This is a genomic window from Actinokineospora spheciospongiae, from assembly GCF_003182415.1.
In the GTDB taxonomy this organism is placed as follows: domain Bacteria; phylum Actinomycetota; class Actinomycetes; order Mycobacteriales; family Pseudonocardiaceae; genus Actinokineospora; species Actinokineospora spheciospongiae.
The window spans coordinates 161,993-184,718 of the sequence record NZ_QHCP01000009.1 but is presented as its reverse complement, the minus strand read 5'-3'; the positions used below and the strand labels follow the sequence as shown (position 1 = coordinate 184,718).

The 22,726-nt window shown below is 74.2% G+C and carries 25 protein-coding genes; 10 read left to right on the top strand and 15 right to left on the bottom strand.

All coding sequences use genetic code 11. The features are described 5' to 3' along the window. Positions 1-15: 15 nt before the first annotated feature. Together DFQ13_RS23205 and DFQ13_RS23200 are read right to left on the bottom strand one after the other, a co-directional pair. Positions 16-516: a polyadenylate-specific 3'-exoribonuclease AS gene (locus tag DFQ13_RS23205; protein WP_035278436.1), complete on the bottom strand. Its 501-nt coding sequence runs from the start codon at positions 514-516 to the stop codon at positions 16-18. Positions 517-529: 13 nt separating this feature from the next. Beyond that, on the bottom strand, positions 530-1,273 hold the full coding sequence (locus DFQ13_RS23200; protein ID WP_035278437.1) for a lysophospholipid acyltransferase family protein: 744 nt from the start codon (positions 1,271-1,273) through the stop codon (positions 530-532). Positions 1,274-1,510: 237 nt separating this feature from the next. Between DFQ13_RS23200 and DFQ13_RS23195 the strand changes: the two genes are divergently transcribed. Both DFQ13_RS23195 and DFQ13_RS23190 read left to right on the top strand, forming a co-directional pair. Continuing rightward, complete coding sequence (locus tag DFQ13_RS23195) at positions 1,511-2,278, top strand: alpha/beta hydrolase (RefSeq protein WP_035278438.1); 768 nt, start codon at positions 1,511-1,513, stop codon at positions 2,276-2,278. Next, positions 2,275-2,748: a hypothetical protein gene (locus DFQ13_RS23190; protein ID WP_035278439.1), complete on the top strand. Its 474-nt coding sequence runs from the start codon at positions 2,275-2,277 to the stop codon at positions 2,746-2,748. The genes DFQ13_RS23195 and DFQ13_RS23190 overlap by 4 nt, the downstream gene beginning before the upstream one ends. A gap of 48 nt (positions 2,749-2,796) precedes the next feature. Here the strand turns inward: DFQ13_RS23190 and DFQ13_RS23185 are convergent, their stop codons facing one another. Then, complete coding sequence (locus DFQ13_RS23185) at positions 2,797-4,152, bottom strand: helix-turn-helix domain-containing protein (protein ID WP_219994603.1); 1,356 nt, start codon at positions 4,150-4,152, stop codon at positions 2,797-2,799. Between the two features lie 382 nt (positions 4,153-4,534). Here DFQ13_RS23185 and DFQ13_RS34060 point away from each other — a divergent pair, with 382 nt between their 5' ends. From DFQ13_RS34060 to DFQ13_RS23160, 3 genes are read left to right on the top strand one after another with little or no spacing between them, the layout of a single operon-like run. After that, positions 4,535-5,407 carry a Scr1 family TA system antitoxin-like transcriptional regulator gene (locus tag DFQ13_RS34060; protein ID WP_181400120.1) on the top strand — a complete coding sequence of 291 codons (873 nt, stop codon included), beginning with the start codon at positions 4,535-4,537 and terminating at the stop codon, positions 5,405-5,407. After that, the gene (locus DFQ13_RS23165) at positions 5,404-5,643 is read left to right on the top strand and encodes a hypothetical protein (RefSeq protein WP_110081331.1); all 240 of its coding nucleotides are present in this window, start codon (positions 5,404-5,406) and stop codon (positions 5,641-5,643) included. The genes DFQ13_RS34060 and DFQ13_RS23165 overlap by 4 nt, the downstream gene beginning before the upstream one ends. Then, entirely contained in the window at positions 5,640-5,891 is a 252-nt protein-coding gene (locus DFQ13_RS23160; protein ID WP_110081330.1) for a hypothetical protein, read from the top strand. The genes DFQ13_RS23165 and DFQ13_RS23160 overlap by 4 nt, the downstream gene beginning before the upstream one ends. 207 nt (positions 5,892-6,098) lie before the next feature. Here DFQ13_RS23160 and DFQ13_RS23155 read toward each other — a convergent pair whose 3' ends face one another. Genes DFQ13_RS23155 through DFQ13_RS23130 form a run of 6 tightly spaced genes read right to left on the bottom strand, consistent with a single transcriptional unit; the run spans position 6,099 to position 10,277 of the window. After that, positions 6,099-7,040: an ROK family protein gene (locus tag DFQ13_RS23155; RefSeq protein ID WP_110081329.1), complete on the bottom strand. Its 942-nt coding sequence runs from the start codon at positions 7,038-7,040 to the stop codon at positions 6,099-6,101. Continuing rightward, positions 7,037-7,417 (bottom strand): hypothetical protein, encoded by a 381-nt coding sequence (locus DFQ13_RS23150; RefSeq protein WP_110081328.1) that lies wholly within the window; start codon positions 7,415-7,417, stop codon positions 7,037-7,039. Before DFQ13_RS23150 ends, DFQ13_RS23155 begins: the two co-directional genes overlap by 4 nt. After that, positions 7,414-8,598 (bottom strand): ArsA family ATPase, encoded by a 1,185-nt coding sequence (locus DFQ13_RS23145; RefSeq protein ID WP_110081327.1) that lies wholly within the window; start codon positions 8,596-8,598, stop codon positions 7,414-7,416. Before DFQ13_RS23145 ends, DFQ13_RS23150 begins: the two co-directional genes overlap by 4 nt. A 10-nt stretch (positions 8,599-8,608) precedes the next feature. Further along, positions 8,609-9,046 (bottom strand): SRPBCC family protein, encoded by a 438-nt coding sequence (locus DFQ13_RS23140; RefSeq protein WP_110081326.1) that lies wholly within the window; start codon positions 9,044-9,046, stop codon positions 8,609-8,611. 52 nt (positions 9,047-9,098) lie between these two features. Continuing rightward, positions 9,099-9,887, bottom strand: a complete 789-nt coding sequence (locus DFQ13_RS23135; protein ID WP_110081325.1) for a metallophosphoesterase family protein — start codon at positions 9,885-9,887, stop codon at positions 9,099-9,101. A gap of 9 nt (positions 9,888-9,896) precedes the next feature. After that, on the bottom strand, positions 9,897-10,277 hold the full coding sequence (locus DFQ13_RS23130; RefSeq protein ID WP_035278449.1) for a hypothetical protein: 381 nt from the start codon (positions 10,275-10,277) through the stop codon (positions 9,897-9,899). Between the two features lie 96 nt (positions 10,278-10,373). On the opposite strand from DFQ13_RS23130, the gene DFQ13_RS23125 reads away from it, so the two are divergent. The 5 genes from DFQ13_RS23125 to DFQ13_RS23105 all read left to right on the top strand — a co-directional run bounded on the left by DFQ13_RS23125 (position 10,374) and on the right by DFQ13_RS23105 (position 14,576). Continuing rightward, the gene (locus DFQ13_RS23125) at positions 10,374-12,194 is read left to right on the top strand and encodes an AMP-dependent synthetase/ligase (protein ID WP_110081324.1); all 1,821 of its coding nucleotides are present in this window, start codon (positions 10,374-10,376) and stop codon (positions 12,192-12,194) included. 121 nt (positions 12,195-12,315) lie between these two features. Beyond that, positions 12,316-12,747 (top strand): type VII secretion target, encoded by a 432-nt coding sequence (locus tag DFQ13_RS23120; RefSeq protein WP_110081323.1) that lies wholly within the window; start codon positions 12,316-12,318, stop codon positions 12,745-12,747. 28 nt (positions 12,748-12,775) lie between these two features. Then, positions 12,776-13,861, top strand: coding sequence for a C40 family peptidase (locus DFQ13_RS23115; protein ID WP_110081322.1), 1,086 nt, complete (start codon positions 12,776-12,778; stop codon positions 13,859-13,861). Further along, on the top strand, positions 13,858-14,145 hold the full coding sequence (locus DFQ13_RS23110; protein ID WP_110081321.1) for a hypothetical protein: 288 nt from the start codon (positions 13,858-13,860) through the stop codon (positions 14,143-14,145). Before DFQ13_RS23115 ends, DFQ13_RS23110 begins: the two co-directional genes overlap by 4 nt. Next, positions 14,142-14,576: a hypothetical protein gene (locus DFQ13_RS23105; protein WP_110081320.1), complete on the top strand. Its 435-nt coding sequence runs from the start codon at positions 14,142-14,144 to the stop codon at positions 14,574-14,576. Before DFQ13_RS23110 ends, DFQ13_RS23105 begins: the two co-directional genes overlap by 4 nt. 230 nt (positions 14,577-14,806) lie before the next feature. Here DFQ13_RS23105 and DFQ13_RS23100 read toward each other — a convergent pair whose 3' ends face one another. The 6 genes from DFQ13_RS23100 to DFQ13_RS23075 form a co-directional block, all read right to left on the bottom strand. Beyond that, positions 14,807-15,955, bottom strand: coding sequence for a glycosyltransferase family 4 protein (locus DFQ13_RS23100; RefSeq protein ID WP_110081319.1), 1,149 nt, complete (start codon positions 15,953-15,955; stop codon positions 14,807-14,809). Positions 15,956-15,972: 17 nt separating this feature from the next. After that, the gene (locus tag DFQ13_RS34055) at positions 15,973-17,313 is read right to left on the bottom strand and encodes a gluzincin family metallopeptidase (protein ID WP_152551949.1); all 1,341 of its coding nucleotides are present in this window, start codon (positions 17,311-17,313) and stop codon (positions 15,973-15,975) included. Between the two features lie 109 nt (positions 17,314-17,422). Next, positions 17,423-18,448: a C40 family peptidase gene (locus DFQ13_RS23090; protein ID WP_052020567.1), complete on the bottom strand. Its 1,026-nt coding sequence runs from the start codon at positions 18,446-18,448 to the stop codon at positions 17,423-17,425. A 483-nt stretch (positions 18,449-18,931) separates the two neighbouring features. Then, positions 18,932-19,120 carry a hypothetical protein gene (locus tag DFQ13_RS23085; protein WP_035278461.1) on the bottom strand — a complete coding sequence of 63 codons (189 nt, stop codon included), beginning with the start codon at positions 19,118-19,120 and terminating at the stop codon, positions 18,932-18,934. 120 nt (positions 19,121-19,240) lie between these two features. Continuing rightward, complete coding sequence (locus DFQ13_RS23080; protein ID WP_233438538.1) at positions 19,241-21,034, bottom strand: D-alanyl-D-alanine carboxypeptidase family protein; 1,794 nt, start codon at positions 21,032-21,034, stop codon at positions 19,241-19,243. Positions 21,035-21,087: 53 nt separating this feature from the next. Further along, entirely contained in the window at positions 21,088-22,443 is a 1,356-nt protein-coding gene (locus DFQ13_RS23075) for an NYN domain-containing protein (RefSeq protein ID WP_110081318.1), read from the bottom strand. Between the last annotated feature and the right edge of the window lie 283 nt (positions 22,444-22,726).

Here is a 22,726-nt window from a genome sequence, read left to right as displayed (position 1 = left end):
ACGCCCGGCGGGAGATCACGCCAGCTTCTTGCGCCAGACCTCGTCGATCACGCGCCACCGCGCCAGGTTGTGCCGGGCGTCGGCCAGCGCGTCGTGCGCGTCGGCCGGGGCGGTGGGCAGCGGGGGCTTGCCCACGTCCTCCCACCGCTGCCGGAGGTCGCGGGTGAACCGCGGCAGCACCCTGGGCAGCGCGGGCATCGCGCCCCACAGTTGCCCCAGCGCCACGTGGTCGTAGGCGGCGAACCAGGCCCACAGCTCGACCTTGTCCCGCGCGTGCGGCGGGGTGAGGAACTCCAGCAGCGTCCGCCGGATCTCCTCCCGGCCCCGCCACGCCTTGTCCGCGGGCGAGGGCAGCTTGTCCAGCACGTTCGCCCGCACCCACGGCCCGGCCTTGGCCGGGTCGAACTCGGTGGACACCGCGTAGTACTCGCGGCCGTCCTCGTCCACGACACCGATCGACACCAGGTCGATGGTCAGCCCGTCCTCGATGAACTCGGTGTCGTAGAAGAAACGCATCCGCCCAGCCTAGTCAGCCCGCCTCGGTCTCCGGCACGCGGTCGACCGTCCGCGCGGACCCCTGCTCGGGGATCTCCACCGCCGCGGGGCGCTCCTTGGCCTTGGCGGCGTAGACGTCCACGTACTCCTGCCCGGACAGCTCCATCAGGGCGTACATGACCTCGTCGGTGATCGAGCGCTCGACGAACCGGTCGCCCTCCAGGCCCTCGTAGCGGGAGAAGTCCAGCGGCTTGCCGACCTTGATCCGGATGGGGGTGGGCTTCCACATCTTCGACCCGATCGGGTTGGCCTTGTCGGTGCCGATCATGATGACCGGGATCACCGGCACGCCCGCCTGCAACGCGATCCGGGCGATGCCGGTCTTGCCCTTGTACAGGCGCCCGTCCGGCGACCGGGTGCCCTCGGGGTAGATCCCCATCAGGTGCCCCTCGCGCAGCAGCCGCACCCCCGTGTCCAGGGCGGCCTGCGCGGCGGAACCGCCGGAGCGGTCGATGGGGATCTGGCCCATGCCGGTGAAGAACCAGCGCTTGAACCGGCCCTTGAGCCCGCCCTCGGTGAAGTACTCCATCTTCGCCGGGAACGTCACCCGCCGGTCCACCATCAGCGGCAGGAAGAACGAATCGGACACGGCGAGGTGGTTGCTGGCCAGCAACGCCCCACCCCGGGCGGGGATGTTCTCCGCCCCCTCGATCCTGGGCCGGAAGAACAGGTGCAGCACCGGTCCCAGAAAGACGTGCTTCATCCACCAGTACAGCACCAGTTCTCCCGTTCTCCGTCAATCCCCGACCGATCGATCCCCCATCACGAGCGTACGAACGCGCCCTGACGCGCACAACGACACGTGCACCACGTAACGCCGAACACCGCCGACGAGATGCCCAGGTCATCGGAGCACACGACAGCGGGGTACCCGACGTGGCCGTGAGCACACCCGCCCGTGTTCGTGCGACGATGGCCACAGCCCATGCTCGCCAGGCTGATCTTAGGAGGCGGGGTGCCCGCGATCGCAGGTGCGGAGAGCTTCACCCACGATGGTTCCACGGACGTCGGCGTGCTGCTCAGCCACGGCTTCACCGGATCACCGTTCAGCATGCGCCCCTGGGCCGACCACCTGGTCGCCGAGGGGTACAGCGTGCGGTTGCCGCTGCTGCCCGGCCACGGCACCGACTGGCGCGAGATGAACCGCACCGGGTGGCCGCAGTGGTACGGGGAGCTGGAGTCCGCGCTGGCGGACCTGCGCGCGCGGTGCGACACCGTGTTCGTGTTCGGCCTGTCCATGGGCGGCGCGCTGGCCCTGCGGCTGGCCCAGGAGCACCCCGACGTCGCAGGCCTGGCCCTGGTGAACCCGTCGGTGATGACGCTGCGCAAGGAGGTGAGGTTCGTCCCGCTGCTGTCGCGGGTCGTGCGGTCCGTGGCGCCCATCAGCGACGACATCGCCAAGCCGGGCGTGAGTGAGCACGCCTACGGGCGGACCCCATTGCGCGCGCTCGCCAGCCTCGCCAAGCTATGGGGGACGGTGCGCCGGGACCTGCCGAAGGTCACCCAACCGGTGCTGGTGCTGCACTCGGCGGTCGACCACGTGGTCGAGCCGGAGAACTCGGCCATCGTGCTCGCCGAGGTCTCCAGCACCGACGTCACCGAGGTCGTGCTGGACAACAGCCACCACGTGGCCACGCTGGACCACGACGCGCCGGTCATCTTCGCCCGGAGCGTCGAGTTCATCCGGCGGGTGCGTGCCGAGCGGGCGGGGGATCGGGTGTGAAGGGACGGCCCGGCGACGGTCCCGAGGACGTGGACGCCGCCTTCGCGGAGATCGTCGCCGACCTGCGGCGCGAGGGCGTGGGCCTGTCCCTGCCCTCCGAGGCCGAGGTCAAGCGCGACCGGTCCGACGCGGGCGACGAACCCGCCGCCGCCCCGCCGCCCGCACCGTCGTCACCACCGGTGGCCTCGACGTGGCGCAACCACGAGACGGACATCGACTGGGCGGACGACAACGCCGACGAGCACTACGAACCCCCCGAACCACCGCCGCTGCCCCGGCCGCACGGACTGACCATCGCGGCGTTCGTGGCGATCGCGGCCGGGGTGGCGCTGCTGGTGCTGGCGGCCACCGTGCTGTCGACGGCGTGGACGCCGGTGGGGTTGGCGTGCGTGGCGCTGGGCGTGGGGACGCTGCTGATGCGGGCGCGGAAGACGCCCCGGGACGACGAGGACAGCGGCGCGCAGGTCTGAGACGCGTCGACCTCGGGTTCAGGCGGTGCCCCGCCTTCCGTGGTCGGATCAGGCGGCGAGCACGGCGGTGTTGATGCGGTGGCGCAGGTCCGCCACGGCCGGGTCGTCCCGGTGGCGGACCGCGAAGGAGGCGAGTTCGCGCAGGTGGTCGGCGACCCGGCGGGACCGGATGGTGCCCGCGGAATCCAGGGCCGCGGTGCCGATGGTGACGGCCTCGGCGGGGTCCCCGGTGACCATGGTCAACGAAGCGAGCTCGGCCAGGCAGAAGACACGAGCGCGGGGAAACTCGGCGGCGTGACCACTGGCCGCTGACGAGAGTCGGGCACCGGCCTCACCGGAGAAACGGCCGTTCACTGCGAGGTCGAACAGGGCGTGCCCAGTGTCCCCATCGTGTTGGAAGGCGTTGTAGTAACCCATCCACGACGGGTCATTCGCCGGGGTCCTCTTGGCGAAGTGGTCGTCGGCAACCCCGACCGTGAGTAGGGTCTCCTGCGTTCGCCCCATCTTGGCCAGCGCACGCGCACGGACAGCGTGCAGCATGGCCTGCTCGGTGGCAGTGAGTCGATCGGCTCGGACCAAGGCGTGTTCAATGAGAGTCAGCCCCTCGTCGGGGTGGCCGGTGTAGATGGCCTGCCTCGCCATCGAGGACAGGACCTCCGCCCGCAGGTGCCAGTCACTCACCTCCTCCGCGCAGGCGAGGGCCAATCGAAACATGCTCCGGGCATCCTCATGGGCGCCGACGTCGAACGCCATGTAGGCGCAGGTGTCGGCGAGATCGCCGATCGCGCTGTGCAGGGGTTTGCGTACCGCGTCCGGGTAGGTGGCGCCCAACAGGCCGGTGCAAACCTTGAGCTGGGCGACAACGGCCTCCCGGACCAGACCACCGCCGTAAGTGGCATCCCACCCGGCGAACACCTGGGAAGCGGCGGTGATCTGCTCGACCTCGGCCATGCCGACCCGGATTGGGACCGGAGTGGGCTCGGCGGTCTCGAACAGCCCCATACCGGGAGCCAGGGCGAGGGAGCCGATCCCCAGGGCGGCGGTGCGCAAGAACTGCTGACGGTCCACGTCCTCCACCTTTACCACCGTGTCCACCGCTGCCAGCACCGCGTTCGGCACCGTGACCGCCGCCCGGCGGACATTGCTGAACCCGAGCGCCGCATCGGTGCGGACCCCGAGAATCGACCGCAGGGCCTCCCGGTACTCAGCCCTCGGCCAGCGGATCTTCCCGCGTTCGAGCTTGCCGACGTAGTTCCCGTCGATCGCCACGACCTTGCCCCTGGCCCGCCAGACATGGGCGTTGACCAGCTCCGCCAGCTCATCGCGGGACAACCCGGCACCGGCGTGCGACGGCGATTCCGTGCGCTCCCGCGCGACCCGGAGCCGGTCGTTGGCAACGGTCACCGTGTCGGCCTCCTGACTGTGTGCGACCAAGGAAAATCGTGACACAGGTCGAGGCGGGTTCACCACCTGCCAGGGATGGGAAGCGTCGTAACCATCCCCCAACCATCCCCTTGACAGACCGACCGGTGGCCCTGCCCGCCGGGTGTCCTTCCCGTGATGGTCGACACCACGCCCACACCGGCGTCCGCACCCACCGGTTACCCGGCCCCGGAGGGTGACGCCCGACCGCACCGACACGCGGCACCCGGCCACCCGCCATGCCCCGACGGGTCACGGACCGCCGCGCCGCCGCGGTAAGTGCGGGCGCGGCCACCCCTCACCCGGTGGCCGCGCCCGCACCACCGCACGCCGTGACCGACACAACCAGAGCAGGTGAGCCGCCATGACCTTCCCGATCGTCGCGCCGCAGCGCCTCGACCGACAGCACCACCGCCCTCGCACCACCCGCGCCTTACTGCTCTCCAGCGAGCTGGACCACCACCGCAGGCGCCGCGGGCACACCACCCGCACGCTGGCCACGGCCATGCACATGTCCGCGGCGATGCTCAACAGGGTGATGACGGGCCGCCGGGTGCCGACCGCCCTGGAGATCGGCGGCCTGTGCGCGCTGCTGGACATCCCCGCCCACCGCCGCCCCATCCTCTACACCCTCGCCCGCGAAGCCGAGCACACCCAGTGGACCGAACACCACCCACCCTGGGACCTCACCCGCTTCACCCTCCTGCACGCCCTGCACAACCTCGCCGCACGGATCACCACCCACAGCCACACCACCATCCCCCACGCCCTGCGCACACCCGCCTACCACCACGCCCTGCTCACCGCCCACCCCGCCATCCCGACCGCCACCATCCCCGCCCTCATGGACGACCTCACCAACCACGCCGCCGCCGCCACCGCCGTCCACCACGTCCACGCCCACGCCCTGAACCACCCCGCGATCCCACCCCCGACCATGCGCGCGCAACTGCGCCACCTCCTCGCCTCCGACACAGTCCGCCTCATCCCCCCTGGCACCCCACCCCAGGTGCCCTGCCCGTTCCAGGCGATCCACCCGCCCCACGCCCACCCCGTCGTGTTCCTCGACCTCGACCTCACCACCGTCATCCTCGAACAGGACGCCGCCACCCCCTACCTCGAACTCTCCGACCACATTCGCACCACAAGCCTGAACTCCGCCGACACCCGCGACCTCATCCGCGCCCACCTCACCGCCACCGGCCACAGCGATCAGCCCACGGACCCCGTCCCATGAGAATCAGGAAAACCGCCACCCCGCCCACGCCACCGCCCATCCCGATCACCCTCGTCGCCGACCTCCAAGCCCTCGTCACCGCCGCGGACCAGATCTACCACTCCCTCACAATGGGCCTGCTCAACCCCACCGAAGTGGAGCGGCTGGAGAAGTTGGAAACCAGCGTCATGCACACCTGCCACCGCCTGCTCACCGAGCAGATCACCGCAGCGGCGGCGCGGACAGGACGACCATGAGCGCCACGACCCCCGCCACACCACCCAGCCAACTGTGGTACGTCCGCGGAAACCTCATTGATGTCCGCGTCCACTCGACGCAAGTCCTCACCGCGCTCAGCCGCGGTGAACTGACCCTCGACCACTTGGCCATGTTCGGCACAGCCCTCAACGACACGACAACCTCCCTGCGCTGGCTGCTCGACCACCCCGACGCACCACAAGCCCACGACCTCGTGGAAGAACTCACCCTGCCCGAGTTCAAATAGGCATCACGCGTGACCGCACAAACCCCACCGCACAAACCCCACCGCACAAACCCCACCGCACAAACCCCACCGCACAAACCCCACCGCACAAACCCCACCGCACCCAGGGGGCCGTGCCCAGGTCCATTCTACCGGCGGAGGGTGTCCGGCGGAGAGAAGTGGATCTTGCCTGTGGACAACCCGGCGGGCTGTGGATGGCTCAGGGGTTCACGAATGGGTGGCAGCCAGGGTCGCCGCGCCGATCAGGCCCGCGTCGTCGGCGTGGTGGGCGGTGCGCAGGCGCAGTGGGGGGCGGTGGCCCGTTCCGGTGATCAGGTGGTGGTAGCGGTCCCGCGCCTCGTCCAGGAAGAGGGGGGCCGATTCGGAGAGGCCGCCGCCCAGGACGACCAGTTCGGGGTCGTAGACGTCGGCGATCAGGGAGAGGCCGGTGGCCAGCCAGCCCGCCAGGTCGGACATGGCGGCGGTGGCGACCGGGTCGCCCTCGCGGGCGGCGGCGGCGACCGCGCGGCCGGTGATGGCGCCGGGGTCGCGGGCGGCTTCCCGCGACAGGATGGGCGAGTGGGTGCCCGCCCTGGCCAGCAGGTCCGTCGCGGTGGCGGCGAGGGCGGTTCCGCTGCAGTAGCGCTCCCAGCAGCCCGACTTGCCGCACTCGCAGGGGCGGCCGCCGGGGACCAGGCACAGGTGGCCCAGTTCGGGGGCCACGCCGTGGGCGCCCCGGTACAGCTCGCCGTCCACCAGCAGGGCCGCGCCGATGCCGGTGCCGAGGGCCAGCAGGAGGCCGACCCCGACGCCGCGCAGGGCGCCGAAGCGGTGCTCGGCCAGGCCCGCCGCGTTGGCGTCGTGTTCGAGGACGACCGGCAGGCCCAGGCGGGCGGCGATGCGGTCGGCGACGGGGGCCGAGCGCCAGGCCAGGTGGGGGGCGAACAGCACGGTGCGGCGGTCGTTGGCGATGAAACCCGCCACCGCCAGGCCCACGGCACCCACCCGGTGCCTGCCCAGCAGTTCCGACACGACCGCGCAGATGGCGTCCTCCAGCGCCGCCTCGCCGGGTGGGGTGCTGCCGCGGGCGGTGTCCAGGACGGTCCCGTGCTCGTCGACCACCCCGGCGCGGACGCTGGTGCCGCCGACGTCGACGCCGATGGTCCTCACCTCGGGGCGGGGGCCTTCCGGCGGACCGGGATGTGCTGGACCCTGGTCGAGGTCGGGCGCGGTGGCGGGTCCGGGCGGAAGCCGGGCATGTGCGGGGCGCCGGGTTCCCAGCGGTCGGCGAGGACCGCCCGGAGCAGGGCGACCACGTCGGCCAGGCGGTCCAGGGTGGCGGCGGCCAGGGTGTTCGGTTCGCCGCGGACCAGGGCAAGGAAGGCGCAGACCGGGCACGACGCGCACGCCCCGGTCGGCGGCTCGTGCTCGTCGTGGGTGCTGGTGGACACCCGGTCGAGCCACGGGCCCGCGCGGTCGGCGACGGCGGCGAGCAGCAGGGTGACCTCGTCGGCCAGTCTGCTGCCGGGGTCCTGGGCGGTGGTCACGGGTGTTCCTCCCCGGACTCGGTGGTCTGGGCGAACCTCAGGACCAGGCCGGTGGCACCCGCCTCGGCGTCGACGACCGAGCGGCGGCGCAGCAGCGGCGGGAGGGCGACGAGCCTGCGGGTACCGTCCACGGTGACGGCGAGGTCGTCGCCGACCCGGGCCAGGTCGAGGGCGGCGTGGTCGGTGAGCGGCAGGGCGATCGTCAGCATCAGGTCGTCGCCGTCCGCGGTGATGTCGAGCAGCGGGGTGCCGGGTGGGGCACCGATCGCGAGCGGGTCACCTTCCCCGTAGAGGTCGTCGGCCAGGGCCAGGAGGGCGGCGGGGCCGACGGGTTCGGCCGCGCGGTGCTCGACCCGGTGCACGGTCAGGGTGCAGGACGCCTCCAGTTCGGCGAGCACGCCGTCCTGCTCGCCGCGGCGCACCCGCAGCCAGGACGCCGCCGGGCCGCGCCAGCGGCTGGCCCTGGGCACCAGGCGGTTGGCGACCAGGGCGTCGACGTGCACGCCGCGCAGGGCCAGGGCGCCGAGGGTGCGCCTGGTCTCGGCCACGACCAGGCGCTCCGGGGTCAGCACCAGGCGCACGGACGTCGTCGTCGGGTCGGTCAGCAGGGCGCGCAGGCCGGACAGGTGCCGGGCCAGGGCGCGGATGGAGTCGGTGGCCGCGCGGGCCTCGCCGCCGAGCAGGCCACCCGCGAGCAGGCCCTTGGCGCCGCCGAAGGCGCGGTCGAGGTACCCGGCGACCGCCTCGGGCAGCGACAGCAGGCGCAGCGTCTCGGCGGTGGGGCCGCAGTCGACGACCACGACCTCCCACGGGCCCGCCCGGGCGAGGCGGGCGACCTCGGTCAGGGCGAGCAGTTCGTCGACCCCGGGCAGGACCGTCAGCTCCTCGGCGTCGAGGGCGTCGAGGCCGGTGCGGTCGAGCAGGGTGCGCAGGGCGACGCGCAGTTCGGGCCAGGAGCGGTCGGCGAGCACCCTGGCGTCGACGTGCGCGGCGAACAGCGCCGCGTCCACTTCGGAGGGTTCCGGGCCCAGCGGGGTGGCGTAGGCGTCCGCCAGCGAGTGCGCCGGGTCGGTGGACACGACCAGGGTCTTGGTGCCGCGGGCGGCGAGCCTGGCCGCGGTGGCGGCGGCGAGGGTCGTCTTGCCGACGCCGCCCTTGCCGGTGAACAGGAGTATCCGCACTGGCCGCCGCTCAGCCCCGCTCGACGCGGCGCTTGAGCTCCTTGAGCGCGGTGTCCATGATCATTTTTTCCGCCTTGCGCCGGAACAGGCCGATCATCGGCACCGCGAGCTGCACCGACAGGGTGTAGACCACCTCGGTGGACCCGCCGTGCGGGCGGAGCACGTAGCTGCCCTTCTGCGCGCGCTGCATCTGCCCCTCGACCAGCGACCAGCTCACGCTCAGGCCGTCGTCGGCCCACTCGTAGCCCAGGGTGTACTCGTCCTTGAACGGGCCCGCGTCGAGGGTGAACGCCACCTCCGCGCCCCGACCCTCGGCGTCGGTGGACCGGACCTCGGCGCTCTTGACCGCGTTGGCCCACCGCGGGTAAGCCGCGAAGTCCGCGATCACCGCCATGATCGCCTCCGCGGGCGCGTCGACGGTGATGGACTGGGTGGACTCATCGGCCATGCTGGGAGGCTACCCGGTCAGCCCGGCCCCGGCCGGGGGCTGTCCACAACACTCACCAGCGCAACACGTACGGGCGACCGGTCCGCTGGAAGTGGCCCACGTTCACACATTCCGTGCGCCCGAACCGCAGCCGCGGCGCCAGCGGCTGGTGCACGTGCCCGAACAGCGCCAGCCGCGGCCGCTGCTCGCGGATCAGCCCCACCAGCGCCGCCGACCCCAGCTCCGCGCGCCGGGCCACCACGTCGTAGGTCAGCTCGGGCAGGTCCGGCGGCACGTGCGTGCACAGCACGTCGACCTCGTCGAGCTTGGCCACCGAGGCGCCGAAGTCCTCCTGGCTGCGCAGGTACGCCCGGAACGCGCTGCCGCGGCGGGGCTCGACGCCCTCGGGCAGCACGGTCCCGCCGACGAAGCCGAACCGCAGCCCGCCCAGCTCGGCCACCTCGCCGTCGAGCATCCGCAGGCCGTCGCGGGCGAACTCCGGCCACAGGTCCGGGGTGTCGACGTTGCCGGGGGTGGCGTAGGTGGGCGCGGTCATCGCCGCGAACAGCTCCGCGTACTGCTCGCGGATCGCCTCGTCGACGCGGGAACCCGGGTCGGCCAGCCCCGCCCACAGCTCCCTGGCGTAGGCGGAGGCGGCGAGGTGCGAGCGCTCGCGGCGCAGGTTCGCGTAGACGCCGACCTTCTCCGCGCCGAAGACGCGGCCCATGATCCCGCCGCCGTGGTCGTGGTAGTCGACGAAGTCGATCAGGTCACCGAGCACGACCAGCGCGTCGGCGCCGTCGCAGGCGCGGGCCAGCGCCTCGGCGTTGCCGTGCACGTCGGACACCACATGAACACGCACGGGCCAACCCTACGCGGGAACCGGGGCGGTCCCCGGCGCGCGACCGTCCTCCAGGGCGGCCTTGAGCCCGAGGGCGACCGACTTGGCGGCCAACTGGCGGGCGTGCCGCTCCTTCTGCTCGGCGCGGGGGGTGGCGGGCTCGGGCAGGTCGGCGCGCAGGAAGTAGTGCACGACGGTGCCGTCGAGGACCGGCTCCAGCCAGACCTCCATGGTGCCGGTCAGCGCCCCGCGCACGGTCCAGCGCAGGCCCTCGGCGCCGCGGTCGGCGTAGGCGGCCAGCACCAGGTCGGGCCAGAACCGGCGCCAGGCGGCCGGGTCGGCGAAGGCGGCGGCCACGGTCCGCGGCGGCGCCACGATGAAGGTCTCGTCCACGACGTCGACTTGGGGCACCCGGCCAGCTTCGCACGGCCCCGGGTGTGCCCCCACCCGGGGCGGGTCTAGGTTTGGGTGCGCAGTTTCCCAGGCCAGGGCTCAGGGGAGGTCCGCGTGCGGGAGTCGGGTGTTCCCGCGACCGAGGTGGTCGCCGAGCAGGAGAGCCTCACCGACATGGTGTGGGCCAACGCGGAGCGCTTCGCCGACGTGATCGGGTTCCGGCGCCGCGTCGACGGTTCCTGGGTCGACGTCACCACCAGGGACTTCGCCGCGCAGGTGCTCGCGCTGGCCAAGGGCCTGGTCGGGGCCGGGCTGGCCCCCGGCGACCGGGTCGCGCTGCTGTCGCGGGTGCGCTACGAGTGGACGCTGGTCGACCTGGCGGTGTGGGCGGCGGGCTGCGTGGCCGTGCCGGTGCCGGAGACCTCCTCGGCCGAGCAGGTGGCCTGGCTGCTGCGCGACAGCGGCGCCAGGGCCGTGGTGGTCGAGGACGACGCGCACCGGCGGGTCGTGGAGGGCGTCGTCGACCGGCTCCCCGAGCTGACCCGGGTGTGGCGGGTCGACCCCGGCCCGGACGAGGTGCCCGCGGAGTCGGCGCCCGCGCTGGACGAGCTGGTCGCGCTCGGGGCCGGGGTGCCGGACGCGGAGGTGCACCGGCGCAGGCTCGCGGTGGGCTCGGCGGACCTGGCGACCGTGGCCTACACGGCGGGCACCACCGGTCGCCCCAAGGGTGTGGAGCTGACCCACCGGGCGCTGCTGACGCAGGTGCGCGCCCTGGTCGGCGCCTTCCCCGCGCTGCTGCGCCCTGGCAACTCGATGCTCCAGTCGCTGTCGCAGGCCGCGGTGCCCGCCCGGGTGGTGACGCTGGCCTGCGTCTACACCCGGACCACGCTCGGGCACCTGCCCGACAGCGGCGACCACGCCTCGGACCTGGCCACCTTCCGGCCGACGTTCGTCGCGGCCACGCCCAGGGTGTTCGAGCGGGTGCGCGCCACGGCCAGGCGGCGGGCGGTGGCGCACGACCGGGCGGGCCTGTTCGACCTGGCCGAGGGTGTCGCCGTGCGGTACTCGGTGGCGCTGGCCACGGGCGGGGCGTCCACGGCGCTGCGGGGGCGGCGGCTGCTGGCGGCGCGGGTGCTGGGCCGGGAGCTGCACGCGGAGCTGGGCGGGCGGTGCGTGGCGGCGCTGTGCCACGGCGGCGCGCTGGACGCCCGGCTGGCCCACTTCTTCCGCGGCGCGGGCATCCCGGTGCACTCCGGCTACGGGCTGACCGAGTCGGCGGGCCTGGTGTGCGTGAACACGGAGTCCCGGTTCCGCGCGGGCACGGTGGGCACGCCGCTGCCCGGGGTCGACGTCCGGATCGAGGAGCCGGTGGACGGGGTGGGCGAGGTGCTGCTGCGCGGCGACGCCCTTTTCCGCGGCTACTGGCGCGACGCGGCCGCCACCGCGGAGGCTCTGGTCGACGGCTGGTTGCACACCGGTGACCTGGGCTCGTTGGACGCGGACGGCTACCTGCGGATCAGCGGCAGGCGCCGGGACACGATCACCACCGCCGACGGCCGCGCGCTGGCCCCGAGCGCCCTGGAGGACCGGGTGCGGCGCGACCCGCTGGTCTCGCACTGCGTGGTGCTCGGCGACCGGCTGCCGCACGTGGTCGCGCTGATCACCGTCGCCGAGGCCGGGCTGGCCGACTGGGCGGCGCGCGCGGGCCGGGCGGAGGTCGACGTGGCGACCGACCCGGACCTGCGGGCGGCGCTGCGGCGCACCGTGGAGGCGGCCAACCGGACCGTGTCCCGGGCGGCGTCCATCACCGCGTTCGCCGTGCTGGCCGGGGACTTCACCGAGGCGGCGGGCGAGCTGACCCCGACGGGCACCCCGCGCCGGGACGTGATCGCCAAGACCCGTGCCGACGACTTGGCGGCGCTGCACCGGCACTGAGGCCGCGGGCCCCCGTCCATCTGTGCAGTGCGTGTGACCGGGCGTGCAACGCCCCTGGTCGCCACCCCGGCGCGGGCGCGATGGTGTGCCCGGGCCCGGAGGGGCCGGAGCGGAGGCGGGGATGGACGAGCGCGAACTGGCCGAGCTGATCAGCCGGGAGCTGGACAAGGGTGACAAGAAGCCCCGGGACGAGGGGGACGGGGGCCGCGACGGCAAGCCCGGCGGCTCCCGCCCGACCGGGGGCTTCGAGGTCGACGCGGTCGCGCTCGACAAGTACGCCCGCGACACCGCCGCCCTGGCCGGGGAGCTGCGCAAGGCCGCCCGCGCGGAGGTGGGCTCCATCCGGGGCATCGCCGACGACAGCTTCGGCCGGATCGGCAGGGACTCCGGGTTCGCCACCGCGCTCACCGGCTTCGCCGCCGCGCTGCGCGCCCAGGTCGACGGCGTGGCCGACAACGCGGCGGAACTGGGCCGGGCGACCGGCAGGACCGCGGACGCCTACCAGCACGAGGACGACGGGATCGCGGCCGACTTCACCAGGCTGCTGGGCTGACCCCACCACCAGGCGCCAGGAGAACACGATGGACACCACCAGGATCGCCCGGCAGTTCGCCGAGCAGATGGTCGAGCACCGCAACCGGCTCGCGGGCAAGGCCGAGGACGCCCAGCGCGCCCACGCCGCCCTCGACGCCACGCACAAGCTGCTGGTCGAGCACCACGGCGGGCACAAGACCGCCGCCGGGACCGCGTCCGCGCAGTGGTCGGGCAAGACCGCCGACGGCTTCGACAAGCGCGCCCACCGGGTCACCAGGTCCCTCGGCGCCACCGGCTCCGCCGCCGCGGCGGGCGCCACGATCGTCGCCTCCACCGCACAGGCCCTCGACGGCGGGCACGGCGCGGTGGTGCGGCTGCTCGACGAGTACACGACCAGGGCAGCGCGCACCCTCGACGCCGGGCTCGCGGTCACCGGCGCCGGGCAGCGCGCGGCGATCATCAAGGCCGTCGGCGAGGTCGCCGACCTGGTCCGCGCCTACACCGGCGAGTCGGCCAAGCAACTCGCCGCCGTGAAGACGCAGATGACCGACGCGGCCAAGAAGCTCAAGGCCCTGGAGAAGTCCGTCGAGCACGACGGCTACGCGGACCCGAAGGCCAAGCACAGGACCACCCCCGCCGCGACCGGGAAGCCCGCGGCGGACAGGAAGCCGGACCGCGACGGCGGGAAGGCCGATCGCGGCTCCACCAAGGCCGGTGGCAAGGGCCAGGAGATCACCGGCATCGCCAGGTCGCAGTTGGGCTACCGCGAGGGCGCGGGCAACGCGAACAAGTACGGCCCCAGCGCGGCCTGGTGCTCCTCCTTCGCCACCTGGGCCTGGCGCAAGGCCGGGGTCGACATCCCCCTGCTGCCCTTCACCGGCGACGTCTACAGGTGGGGTCAGCAACACGGCACCGCCTACGGCAAGGGCTCGCTGGACCAGGCGCGGCCGGGCGACGTGCTGCTGTTCGGCACCGGCCCGCAGAGCCCGTCGACCAGCACCCACATCGGCATCGTGGAGAAGGTCGAGGGCAACACCGTCACCACGATCGAGGGCAACTCCGGCGACCAGGTCGCCCGCCGCACCCACACCCTGTCCTCAGCCACCTTCTACGGCGGGGTGCACCCGAAGTGACCACCACCGGTTCCGCGCACACACACGACGTCGAGGTCACGGTCTTCCCCGGCGGCGCACTGGCAGGCCTGAGGATCGATGCCCCCGCCCTGCGCCGGGGCGGCCCCGCCCTCGCCGAAACCCTCCTCGGACTCGTCCGCCGCGCCACCGCCGAGGCCGACCAACGGGCCCGACACGCGCTCGCCCTGGACCCCACCGCCGCGAACGCCCTCGGCCTCACCGGCGACACCGACCTGACCGAGGCCGCCGAGGCCACCACCCCCGACTCGTGGAGGCTGCGGTGAACGACCTGTCGACCGACGAACTGCTCGCCATGGCCGAAGACCTCGACGCCCGCACCCGCGACCTCCCGGCCCGCCTCGCCGCCGTCACCGGTCGGGCCTGCGGCAGGCACGGCATCGAGGTGACGGTGACCATGTCGGGCATGCTCACCGCCCTGGACCTCGGCGAAGCCTGCCGCCACCTGACGGCACCCGAGCTGACGAGCGAGCTGGAATCCTTGATACACCAGGCAACCGACACCGCCCTGGCAGCGGGCGTGGACCTCGTCTCCCCCATCGCGGGTCCAGAACTGACCGCAGAACTCCAACGGCTGACCGCACCCCCCGACCGAACACCGTCCACATCGAACGAAACACAGCAGAACACTGTGGACAGTCGAACAGCGGAACCGGAAGAGGACTTCTCCGCACAGACTTTCGCCCTGCGCGACTAGACCTGCGCTCAAGTCGACCACCCAACACACCGCTGGCCCGGCTACGGACATGCCCGGGTGGGTGGATGTGCTTGGCCGGGGGAGGCGATCATGTGCAAGCCTGCCCTGGCGGTGGGGCATCCCTTCAGCCCCACCCTGTCACGCTGGGCCACATGATCGCCGCAAGGGCCTCGGCCAAGCACATCCACCCAGCCGGGCACCCCACAAAAATCGCGGGCTTGGAACAGTGCTCAGGCGCCGAAGCGGTAGGTCGTCTCGCCGTCCAGCAGGCGGGTGAGGCGGCGGGTCCTGGTGTCCCAGCTCCACTCCTTCTCCATCCACGCCCGGCCCGCCGCGCCCATGGCGGCGGCGCGCTCCGGGTCGGCGAGCAGCCCGGCGACCCGGTCGGCGAGCCGCTCGACCGCGCGGCCGTCGACGACGTGGCCGGTCTCGCCCTCCAGGACCGCCTCGGGGGCGCCGCCGGAGTCGCCCGCGACGACGGGGAGCCCGGTGGCGGCGGCCTCCAGGAACACGATGCCCAGCGCCTCCACGTCCAGGCCGCGGCCGTGGGTGCGGCAGGGCATCGCGAACACGTCGCCCGCGGTGTAGTGCGCGGGCAGCTCCGCCCAGGACACCGACCCGGTGAACACGACGTGCCCGGACACGCCCACCTGCTCGGCCAGCGCCGCCAGCCGGGCGCGGTACGGGCCGCCGCCGACCAGCAGCAGCACCGCGTCGGGCACCCGGCGGCGGATGGCGGGCAGGGCGCGGATCAGCGAGTCCTGGCCCTTGCGCGGCATCAGCCGGGACACGCACACCACGGTGGGCCGGTCGCCGAGGTCGTGCCGGGCGCGGATCTCGGCGCGGGCGGCGGGGTCGGGGCGGTACAGGTCGGTGTCGACCCCGGAGGGCAGCAGCTCCAGGGCCGCGGCGCGGCCGAACGCGGCGGCGAACCGGTCGCGGGTGTAGCGGCTGACGTAGGTGACCACGTCGGTGGTGGACCCGATGCGGCGCAGCGCCTGCCGCGCGGCGGGCAGCATCGACCAGCCAACTTCGTGGCCGTGGGTGCTGGCCACCACCCGGCGCGCCCCGGCCGCGCGCAGCGCCGGGGCGAGCAGCGCCAGCGGGGCGGCGGCGCCGAACCACACCGTGTCACAGCCCTCCGCGCGCAGCACCTGCCGGGCCCGGCGGGCGACGGCCGGGGTGGGCAGCACCAGGCCGCCGGGGTGCCGGACCACGGTGAACGGCTGGGCGGCGTCGAATTCCTCGTGCCCGCGCCACGCCGGGGCGTAGACCACCAGTTCGCGGCCGGGCAGCCGGGAGGCGAACGAGTGGAGGTAGGTCTGGATGCCGCCCGGCCTGGGCGGGAAGTCATTGGTCACCAGCAGGGTCCTGCGCACCGACCCAATCTAGGGGTTCAGCGCAACGCCTCGCGCAGGTAGTCCTGCCAGGCGCGCAGCAGCCCACCCCGGTCCAGCCCGATCGCCCCGCGCAGCAGTTCGTCGGTCTCGCCCGCCGACACCGGGCCCGCGCCCGCGAGGCTGCGGTAGAGCTGCACCAGCTCGCGCTCGCCGAAGCGGTCGGCGACGAACCGGGCGATCGACCAGGACCGCTGGTAGGCCAGGTCCAGGTCCCGCTCGCGGAAGTCGCGGTCCTGCGGCAGCGCGCGCGGCGGCCCGCCCGCGCGCACCGAGCGGGCCAGGTCGGGGGCGCCCTGGGCGAGGCCGAGGCCGCTCTCCCGGTAGCCGACGTAGTCCGCGAAGCCCTCCAGCAGCCACATCGGCGACCCGTCGACGGTGTCCACCCGGGCCGCGACGTGGGTGATCTCGTGCCGCAGCACCACCCGCAGCGAGGCGATCGACAGCGCCCGCGACCCGGTGGGGCTCAGCACGACCCGCTGCCCGGTGGCGGTGCGGCGCGCGGTGTCGACCCGGTCGGCGACGGCCACCGCCACCACCGATTCCACCGGGAAGTCCGGGCCGACCAGGGCGCGCATCTCCGCGGGGCTGTCCGGCAGCAGCAGCGCCACCCGGCGCGGCCACCGGTCGCCCCAGACCCGGCCGACCGCCTCGACCGCCGGGTCCAGCTCGCGGACGAGCCGGTCGACCATCGCCTGGTTGCCGGGGTGGGCCAGGACCAGCCCGTTGGCCGCCGGGGCGACCACGACCGGGCCGAAGTCCCACGGGCCGCGCCAGGTGCGCCTGCCCAGCTCGCCGAGCGCGGTGTCCGAGCGCAGGAACCACTGCTCGCCGCGGCGGACGAACAGGTAGCCCAGGGACCGGTCGGTCGGGGTGGGGTCGATGCCGCGCAGCGCGTAGTGCAGTTCCACGGCGGGCGCCCACTGCTCGGTCGCGGCGGGGTCGGCGGCGGGCGCGGTCAGGCTGCCCAGGTCCAGGGAGTCCTCGGCGCGCACCGTGTAGGACCAGGCGTCCAGCGGCACGGTGGCCAGGTTGGTGAAGTACTCCTGCTGCGCGGCCAGGAACGCGGGTTCGGCGGCGGGGTCGAGGGTGGCGGTGAAGGCGGCCTGGTCGCGGCGCAGCAGCGCGTCGGCCCGCCTGCCCAGCAGCTCGGCGACGGCGTCGGCGCGGCGGGCGTCGGCGGCGCCCGCGGCGGGCTGCACGGCCCCCATGGGCCTGCCCTGGCCCGCCTGTCCGCGCTGGTCGGCGGGGTGTTCGGGCAGTGCGACGACGGCGACGCCGAACAGGGCGGTCGCGGCCACCGCCGCGGCCAGCCAGCCCCGCACCCGCTCCCTGCGCACGGGGCCGATCGTAGGGGAGAACGGAACCGGGACCGGAGCCAACAGGCTCCGGTCCCGGTCGGTGCTCATCCGGCTGGGTGAAACAGCCGGGGGTCGATCGGCGGTGGGGTCACCCCACGATGCGCTTGGCACCCAGGTAGTCGCGGCCGCCACCGTCGATGCTGTCGGTCTTCACCGGCACCCCGGAGGTGGACGCGTGCACGATCTTGCCGCCGCCGATGTACATCGCGACGTGGTGGATCGAGCCGACGCTGCCGCCGTAGAACAGCAGGTCGCCGGGCTGCAGCTCGCTGCGCGAGACCGACTTGCCGTAGCCGTACTGCGCGCGGCTGGAGTGCGGCAGGCTCACGCCCGCCGCCCGGTAGGCGTAGAGGACCAGGCCGGAGCAGTCGAAGCTGCCCGGGCCCTCGGCACCCCACACGTACGGCTTGCCGCGCTGCGCGAGCGCCACGTCCATGGCCTTGCCCGCCGAGCCGGAGGGCGCCAGGTACACGCCGTCGTCGACCGGGCCGACCAGGTCGGACTTGTCCTTGGCCGAGAGCCTGCTGCGGGCCTGGTCCAGCGTGGTGAGCTGGGCCTTGAGGTCCTGCTGGGTCTTGGTGATGTCCGCGGTGAGCTTCTCCGCGGCGGCCTTGGCCTCCGCGGCGCGGCGCTGGCCGTCCTCGGCGAGCTTGCGCGCGTCGGTGGCGGTGGCGACGGCCCTGGTGTACTTGTCCAGGGCGTCCTGGTTGTCGCTGGCCAGCACGTTGAGCGCGGAGGCCCGCTCCAGGAAGTCGTCGGCCGAGGAGCCGGTGAGCAGCGCGGAGATCTTGTTGAACCGGGCGCCCTGGAAGGAGGCGCTGGCCAGCGCGTCGACCTGGCCGCGGAACTGCTCCTCGAGCGCCTTGGCCTGCTTCTCCGTCTCCGCGGCCATGGCCACGTCGGCGTTGGCCTTGTCGAAGTCGGCGTTGCGGGCCTGCAGGTCCGTCTGGGCCTTGAGCAGGTCCTCGTTCACCTGCTCCGCGCGCTTGGCGACGTCGTTGTACTGCTGCAGCGCCTCCGAGGCCGTGGTCGGCGGGGCGGGGGGCTGCGCGGGTTGGGCCAGAGCGGGGGTCGGGGAGAAGGTCACGACGGCTACGACCGCCGCGACGCTCATGGCGCCACGCACTGCACGTTTGAGTCGATGCGACGACACGGTCGCGCGTACTCCTTCGTCCGTTTTACCGCCGACGGGCCGCCGGTGCCGGGCCTGGAGATCGCACCCAGTCCTGTCGGGGGCGAGCGGGATTGCCGCTCACTTCCGAATCACTCGACGACCCCACCGTGGGGGAATCCGGTCCGGCCCACGAGCGGGTCGGATCGGCGGCGATCTCGCGTGCCACCCTCGGGGTGGGTGGCTTGCCGCCACGAGATCTCGGACAGGTTACGAAAAGTAGGACCGGCCGTCCACCAGCTCGCCGGAAAAACAGGTGTGGGTGGCCCGAAAACACCAACGGAGCAGTGAGGACTGCACGCTGTGACGACGCCTACACCTGCGCCACCCGTAAGCGTGAACCGTTCGGCGACAGAACCGACCACTCGGCGCGCGCGCGTTTCCCGCGCGGCGTCCAAGCCCCGGTCCGAGGTGTGCGCGACCGGTTCAGGCCGATTTCTCGATCGGGATCAGGCGCAGCCTCGGCACCAGGCCCGCCTCCGCCAGGGCATCGATCGCGAGCTGTTCCGCGGCGTCCAACTCCAGCCCGGGCGGCGGCCCCAGCAGCACGCTGACCACACATTCCTTGCACGCGTCGCCGCGGACCTCGCAGCTGTCGCAGTCGATGAGCATCATCGCCCCTTCCGGTGCTTTTGATCTCCTGTCGACGACAGTAGGGAAGGGGTACGACACTTTTCGCTCACCCGTTCGAAAAACTCTTCCGACCTGCGGGCGAACAGGGGGTGACGGCGGCTTTCAGGCCCCGGTGAATTCCCAGTGCCAGGGTTCCTCGCGGCCCCGGCCCGGTTGCGCCCACTGCGGGTTCGACCACCCGAACAGCGGTGCGTTGGCCACCATCCACGCGTACTGCGCCGACCCGAAGGACTGGATGCCGCCGCACAGGTCGACCGCCAGCCCCCAACCGTGGTTGCTGGTGCCCGGGACCGCCGCCAGGGCGGGTTTCACCTGGTAGAGGCGCACCTGGGCGGCGAAGGAGCGGTAGGAGTCGGTGATGCACACCGGGCCGCCGAACCTCGCCGCGTAGGCCGAGGACAGCGCCTGGTAGGCCTGCGCGGCGTCGCAGCGCAGCAGGTGCGACGCGGACCCGATCAGGCACAGCGCGGCGGGCGGGATCAGTCCGTTGGGGTAGCCGCCCCAGGCGCCCGCCGCCTCGCCCGCGCCCCGCGCCGGGACCTGCACGCCACCGCAGCGCCAGGTCAGGCCGCCGTCGGTGGCCTGCGGCACCGGCTGCGCGGGCCGCTGGAGCAGGGTCGGCCTGCCGACGCCGAGCACGGTGTCGCCGCCGGGCAGGTCTTCCACCACCACCCCGGCGAGCCGGGCGTCGGCGGTGAGCACGGTCCGGCCGTCGAGCACGATCCCCACGCCCTGCACCCCGAGCCGGGCGGGTCCGAGGAACACCACGTCACCGGGCTGGGCGTCGGCGGGGGCGACCGGCGCGAGCACGCCCATCTGCTCCCCCGCCGACCCGGGCAGGGTGATCCCGCCCGCGGCGAACGCCGAGCGCACCAGCCCGTCGCAGGAGTACGCCGTGGGCCCCTCCCCGCCCCTGCCGGGCACGTACGGCTTGCCCAGTGCGGCCACCGCGGCGTCCACCGCGCCGACGGCCTCGGCGGGCAGCACGAGCAGCCGCTCCCCCGACGGCAGCACCGCCTGGGCGACCCCGGCCTGCGGCGCGCCGGTCGACCCGGCCAACGGGGTCAGGCCCGCGGGCAGCCGCGCCGGGTCGCGCAGGGCCGCGGCCCCGGGGAGGGTGATCCCGGCGGCGGCGAGCCGGTCGGTGTAGGCCTTCCAATTGGCCGCGGTCTTGTCGTTGCGCTCCTTCTGCGCCTTCTGCTGGGCGACCACGGCGGCGTTGGTGTCGTCGACCTGCCCGCGCAGCTCCGAGGACACCGCGGCGGCCCGGTTCGACGCGTCGTCGCTGCTGCGGTCCAGGTCGGCCTTGCGGTCGGCCGCCGAGCGCTCGGCGCCCACGGCGGACTCCTCCGCGCGCCGCGCCGCCTGCTGCCTGCGGACCGAGGCCGCCAACCGGGAGTCCTGGTCGGCCCGGACGCGGCCGATCAGGTCGTTGCCGCGCAGGTAGTCCTCCGGGGTGGCGGCGGTGAGCAGCAGTTGCACCGCGCTGGGCTGCGCCAGCGCGGCGTAGAGCGCCCTGGAGTACTCGTCGACCTCGCCCTGCTGGGCGGCGACGACCCGGTCGGCCTCGGCGCGCTCGGCGCGGGCCGCGGTCACCCGCTCGGTGGCGGCGGCCAGGTCCCGCTCGGCGCCGTGCAGCCGGTCGGACAGGTCGGCCAGCTCGCGCTGCACGTCGGTGGCGGTGCGCTGCAACTCCGCGACCCGGGGGTCGGCGAACGCCTCGCCGGGCCTGGGGTCGGGCACCGGCGCGCCCGGGCCGACCCCGGCTTCCACCTGCGGCGGGTCCGACGGCACCGGCGGCTGCTCGGCCGCGACCGGGCGCACCAGCACCGCCGCCGCCAACAGCACCCCGAGCCCGACCGCTCCGGGACCCCGGCCGAACACCCTGCTGCGCACTCCCCCGACCCTCCCTGTCCAGCCGCCCGGCTCCCGCGCGCCCGGCGGCGCTGTCAGACCCGGCCGAGCCGCATCAGCAGCACGGCCGAGGGCACCGTGTAGGCGCCCCGGTCGCGCACCGCGTCCGCGACGGCCTTGTCCGAGGTGGCCACGACCAGCGGTCTGCCCCGCGGCTCGTCGGCCACCAGCGACCGGATGACGTCGTCGGCGAGGACCCCCGGGTCGCTGAACATGACCCGGACCCCGCGCGGCTTCGCCACCGGGACGACGACGACCCCCGCCCCGTCGAAAACGAGCGTGACCTCCGCTGAGGTGCGCGCGGCGAGCGCCGAGAGCTGCCGGATGAGCCGTTCGCGCTGGTCGGCGAGGGAGAGGTCGGAGTAACCGGTCTTGGTGACGTTGTAGCCGTCGACGATCAGGTGGACCGCGCGCAGCGCCAGCAGCCGCTCCAGGTGCACCGGGTCGTCGACCCGGCGGGCCCCGCCCGAGGCGGTGGTCGCCCCCGCCACCAGGTCGGCGGGCCGGGGGCCGCGGCCGTCGCCGAGCATCAGCTCGCGGCGCAGCCCGGCGACCGCGTCGTCGACGGTGTCGACCAGCAGCGCCAGCCGCACCTCGTCGGCCTGGCGGGCCTCGCGGGCGGCCTGGCGGGCCAGCGCGGCGCCCGCCTCGGCGCGGGCGGCGCGGGCGCGCTCGGACTCGGCGCGCTCCTGTTCGCGCTGCACCCGCTCGGTGAGCGCGGCGACCTCCGCGGCCACGTCCGCCCCCGCCCGCTCGGCGCTGACCTGGGCGGCGGCGGCGGCGTCCTTGGCTTCGCGCAGCCGCACACCCTGCTCACGCAAGCGCTTGCGCAACCGTTCCAGCTCGGCCTCGCCCTCGGCGCGGGCCCGGTCGGCGGCGCCCTCGGACTCGGCGACCCTGGCCCTGGCCGCGGCCAGCTCGGCCTCCAACCTGCCCACCCTGGCCAGGGCGGCGTCCCGCTCCGCGCGCAGCGCGCTGTCGTCGGCCCGCTTGGCCACCAGTTCCAGGTGCGCAGGCGCGGCGGGCTCCCCGAGGAGCAGCGCGGCGGTCGCCACCGCCACCGGGTCGTCCGGCGGGGGTTCGACCGCCTCGACCCGGTGCTCGCGGGCCCACTGCACCACCGCGGTCCGGAAGCCCACGTGGGCGCGCAGCGCGGCGACGATCGTGGGGCCGCCCAACCGGGCCCGCTTGGCCGGGGCGAACCGGGCCACCTGCCGCAGCGACGCCGGGACGTCCACCGGCGGCAGGGTGCCCACCGCGTCCGCGCCCAGCTCGGCCAGGCGCAGCCGGACCGGGTCGGGCAGGGCCTCCGGCCACACCGGCGGCTCGGCCACCGCGCACTCCGCGCCGGACCCGATCTCCGCGCCCGGCACCGGCTCCACGAGTTCCACAGTGGAACCCCCCTCGGCGGCTCCGGGCGCGACGGGGTCCGGGACGTCCGGTGTGGACGATCCCGGTCCGACCGGTCCGACCGGCTCCGACGAAGGTTGCACTCCCTAAGATTAGTCGCGAGCCCCCTGGGCGACGCGCCGAAGCCCCTCCGGGAGGCCCGCGGGGCACCGGGCAGGCGCGGGGCCCACCCCGCCCCGGCGCGGTGGCGGCCGATCCGCGACCGCCGCGACGCCTCGGCACCCGCCCCGCCGGGGCGGACCGCGCGGGCGGGCGCGGGAACTG

What these genes read in the sequence shown, in the direction of transcription:
- DFQ13_RS23120 (WP_110081323.1), top strand. Translation starts at nt 12,316, where the DNA reads ATGGACGAGCGCGAACTGGCCGAGCTGATCAGCCGGGAGCTGGACAAG.
- DFQ13_RS23205 (WP_035278436.1), bottom strand. Translation starts at nt 516, where the DNA reads ATGCGTTTCTTCTACGACACCGAGTTCATCGAGGACGGGCTGACCATC.
- DFQ13_RS23140 (WP_110081326.1), bottom strand. Translation starts at nt 9,046, where the DNA reads ATGGCCGATGAGTCCACCCAGTCCATCACCGTCGACGCGCCCGCGGAG.
- DFQ13_RS23165 (WP_110081331.1), top strand. Translation starts at nt 5,404, where the DNA reads ATGAGAATCAGGAAAACCGCCACCCCGCCCACGCCACCGCCCATCCCG.
- DFQ13_RS23085 (WP_035278461.1), bottom strand. Translation starts at nt 19,120, where the DNA reads ATGATGCTCATCGACTGCGACAGCTGCGAGGTCCGCGGCGACGCGTGC.
- DFQ13_RS23160 (WP_110081330.1), top strand. Translation starts at nt 5,640, where the DNA reads ATGAGCGCCACGACCCCCGCCACACCACCCAGCCAACTGTGGTACGTC.
- DFQ13_RS23115 (WP_110081322.1), top strand. Translation starts at nt 12,776, where the DNA reads ATGGACACCACCAGGATCGCCCGGCAGTTCGCCGAGCAGATGGTCGAG.
- DFQ13_RS23090 (WP_052020567.1), bottom strand. Translation starts at nt 18,448, where the DNA reads ATGAGCGTCGCGGCGGTCGTAGCCGTCGTGACCTTCTCCCCGACCCCC.
- DFQ13_RS34060 (WP_181400120.1), top strand. Translation starts at nt 4,535, where the DNA reads ATGACCTTCCCGATCGTCGCGCCGCAGCGCCTCGACCGACAGCACCAC.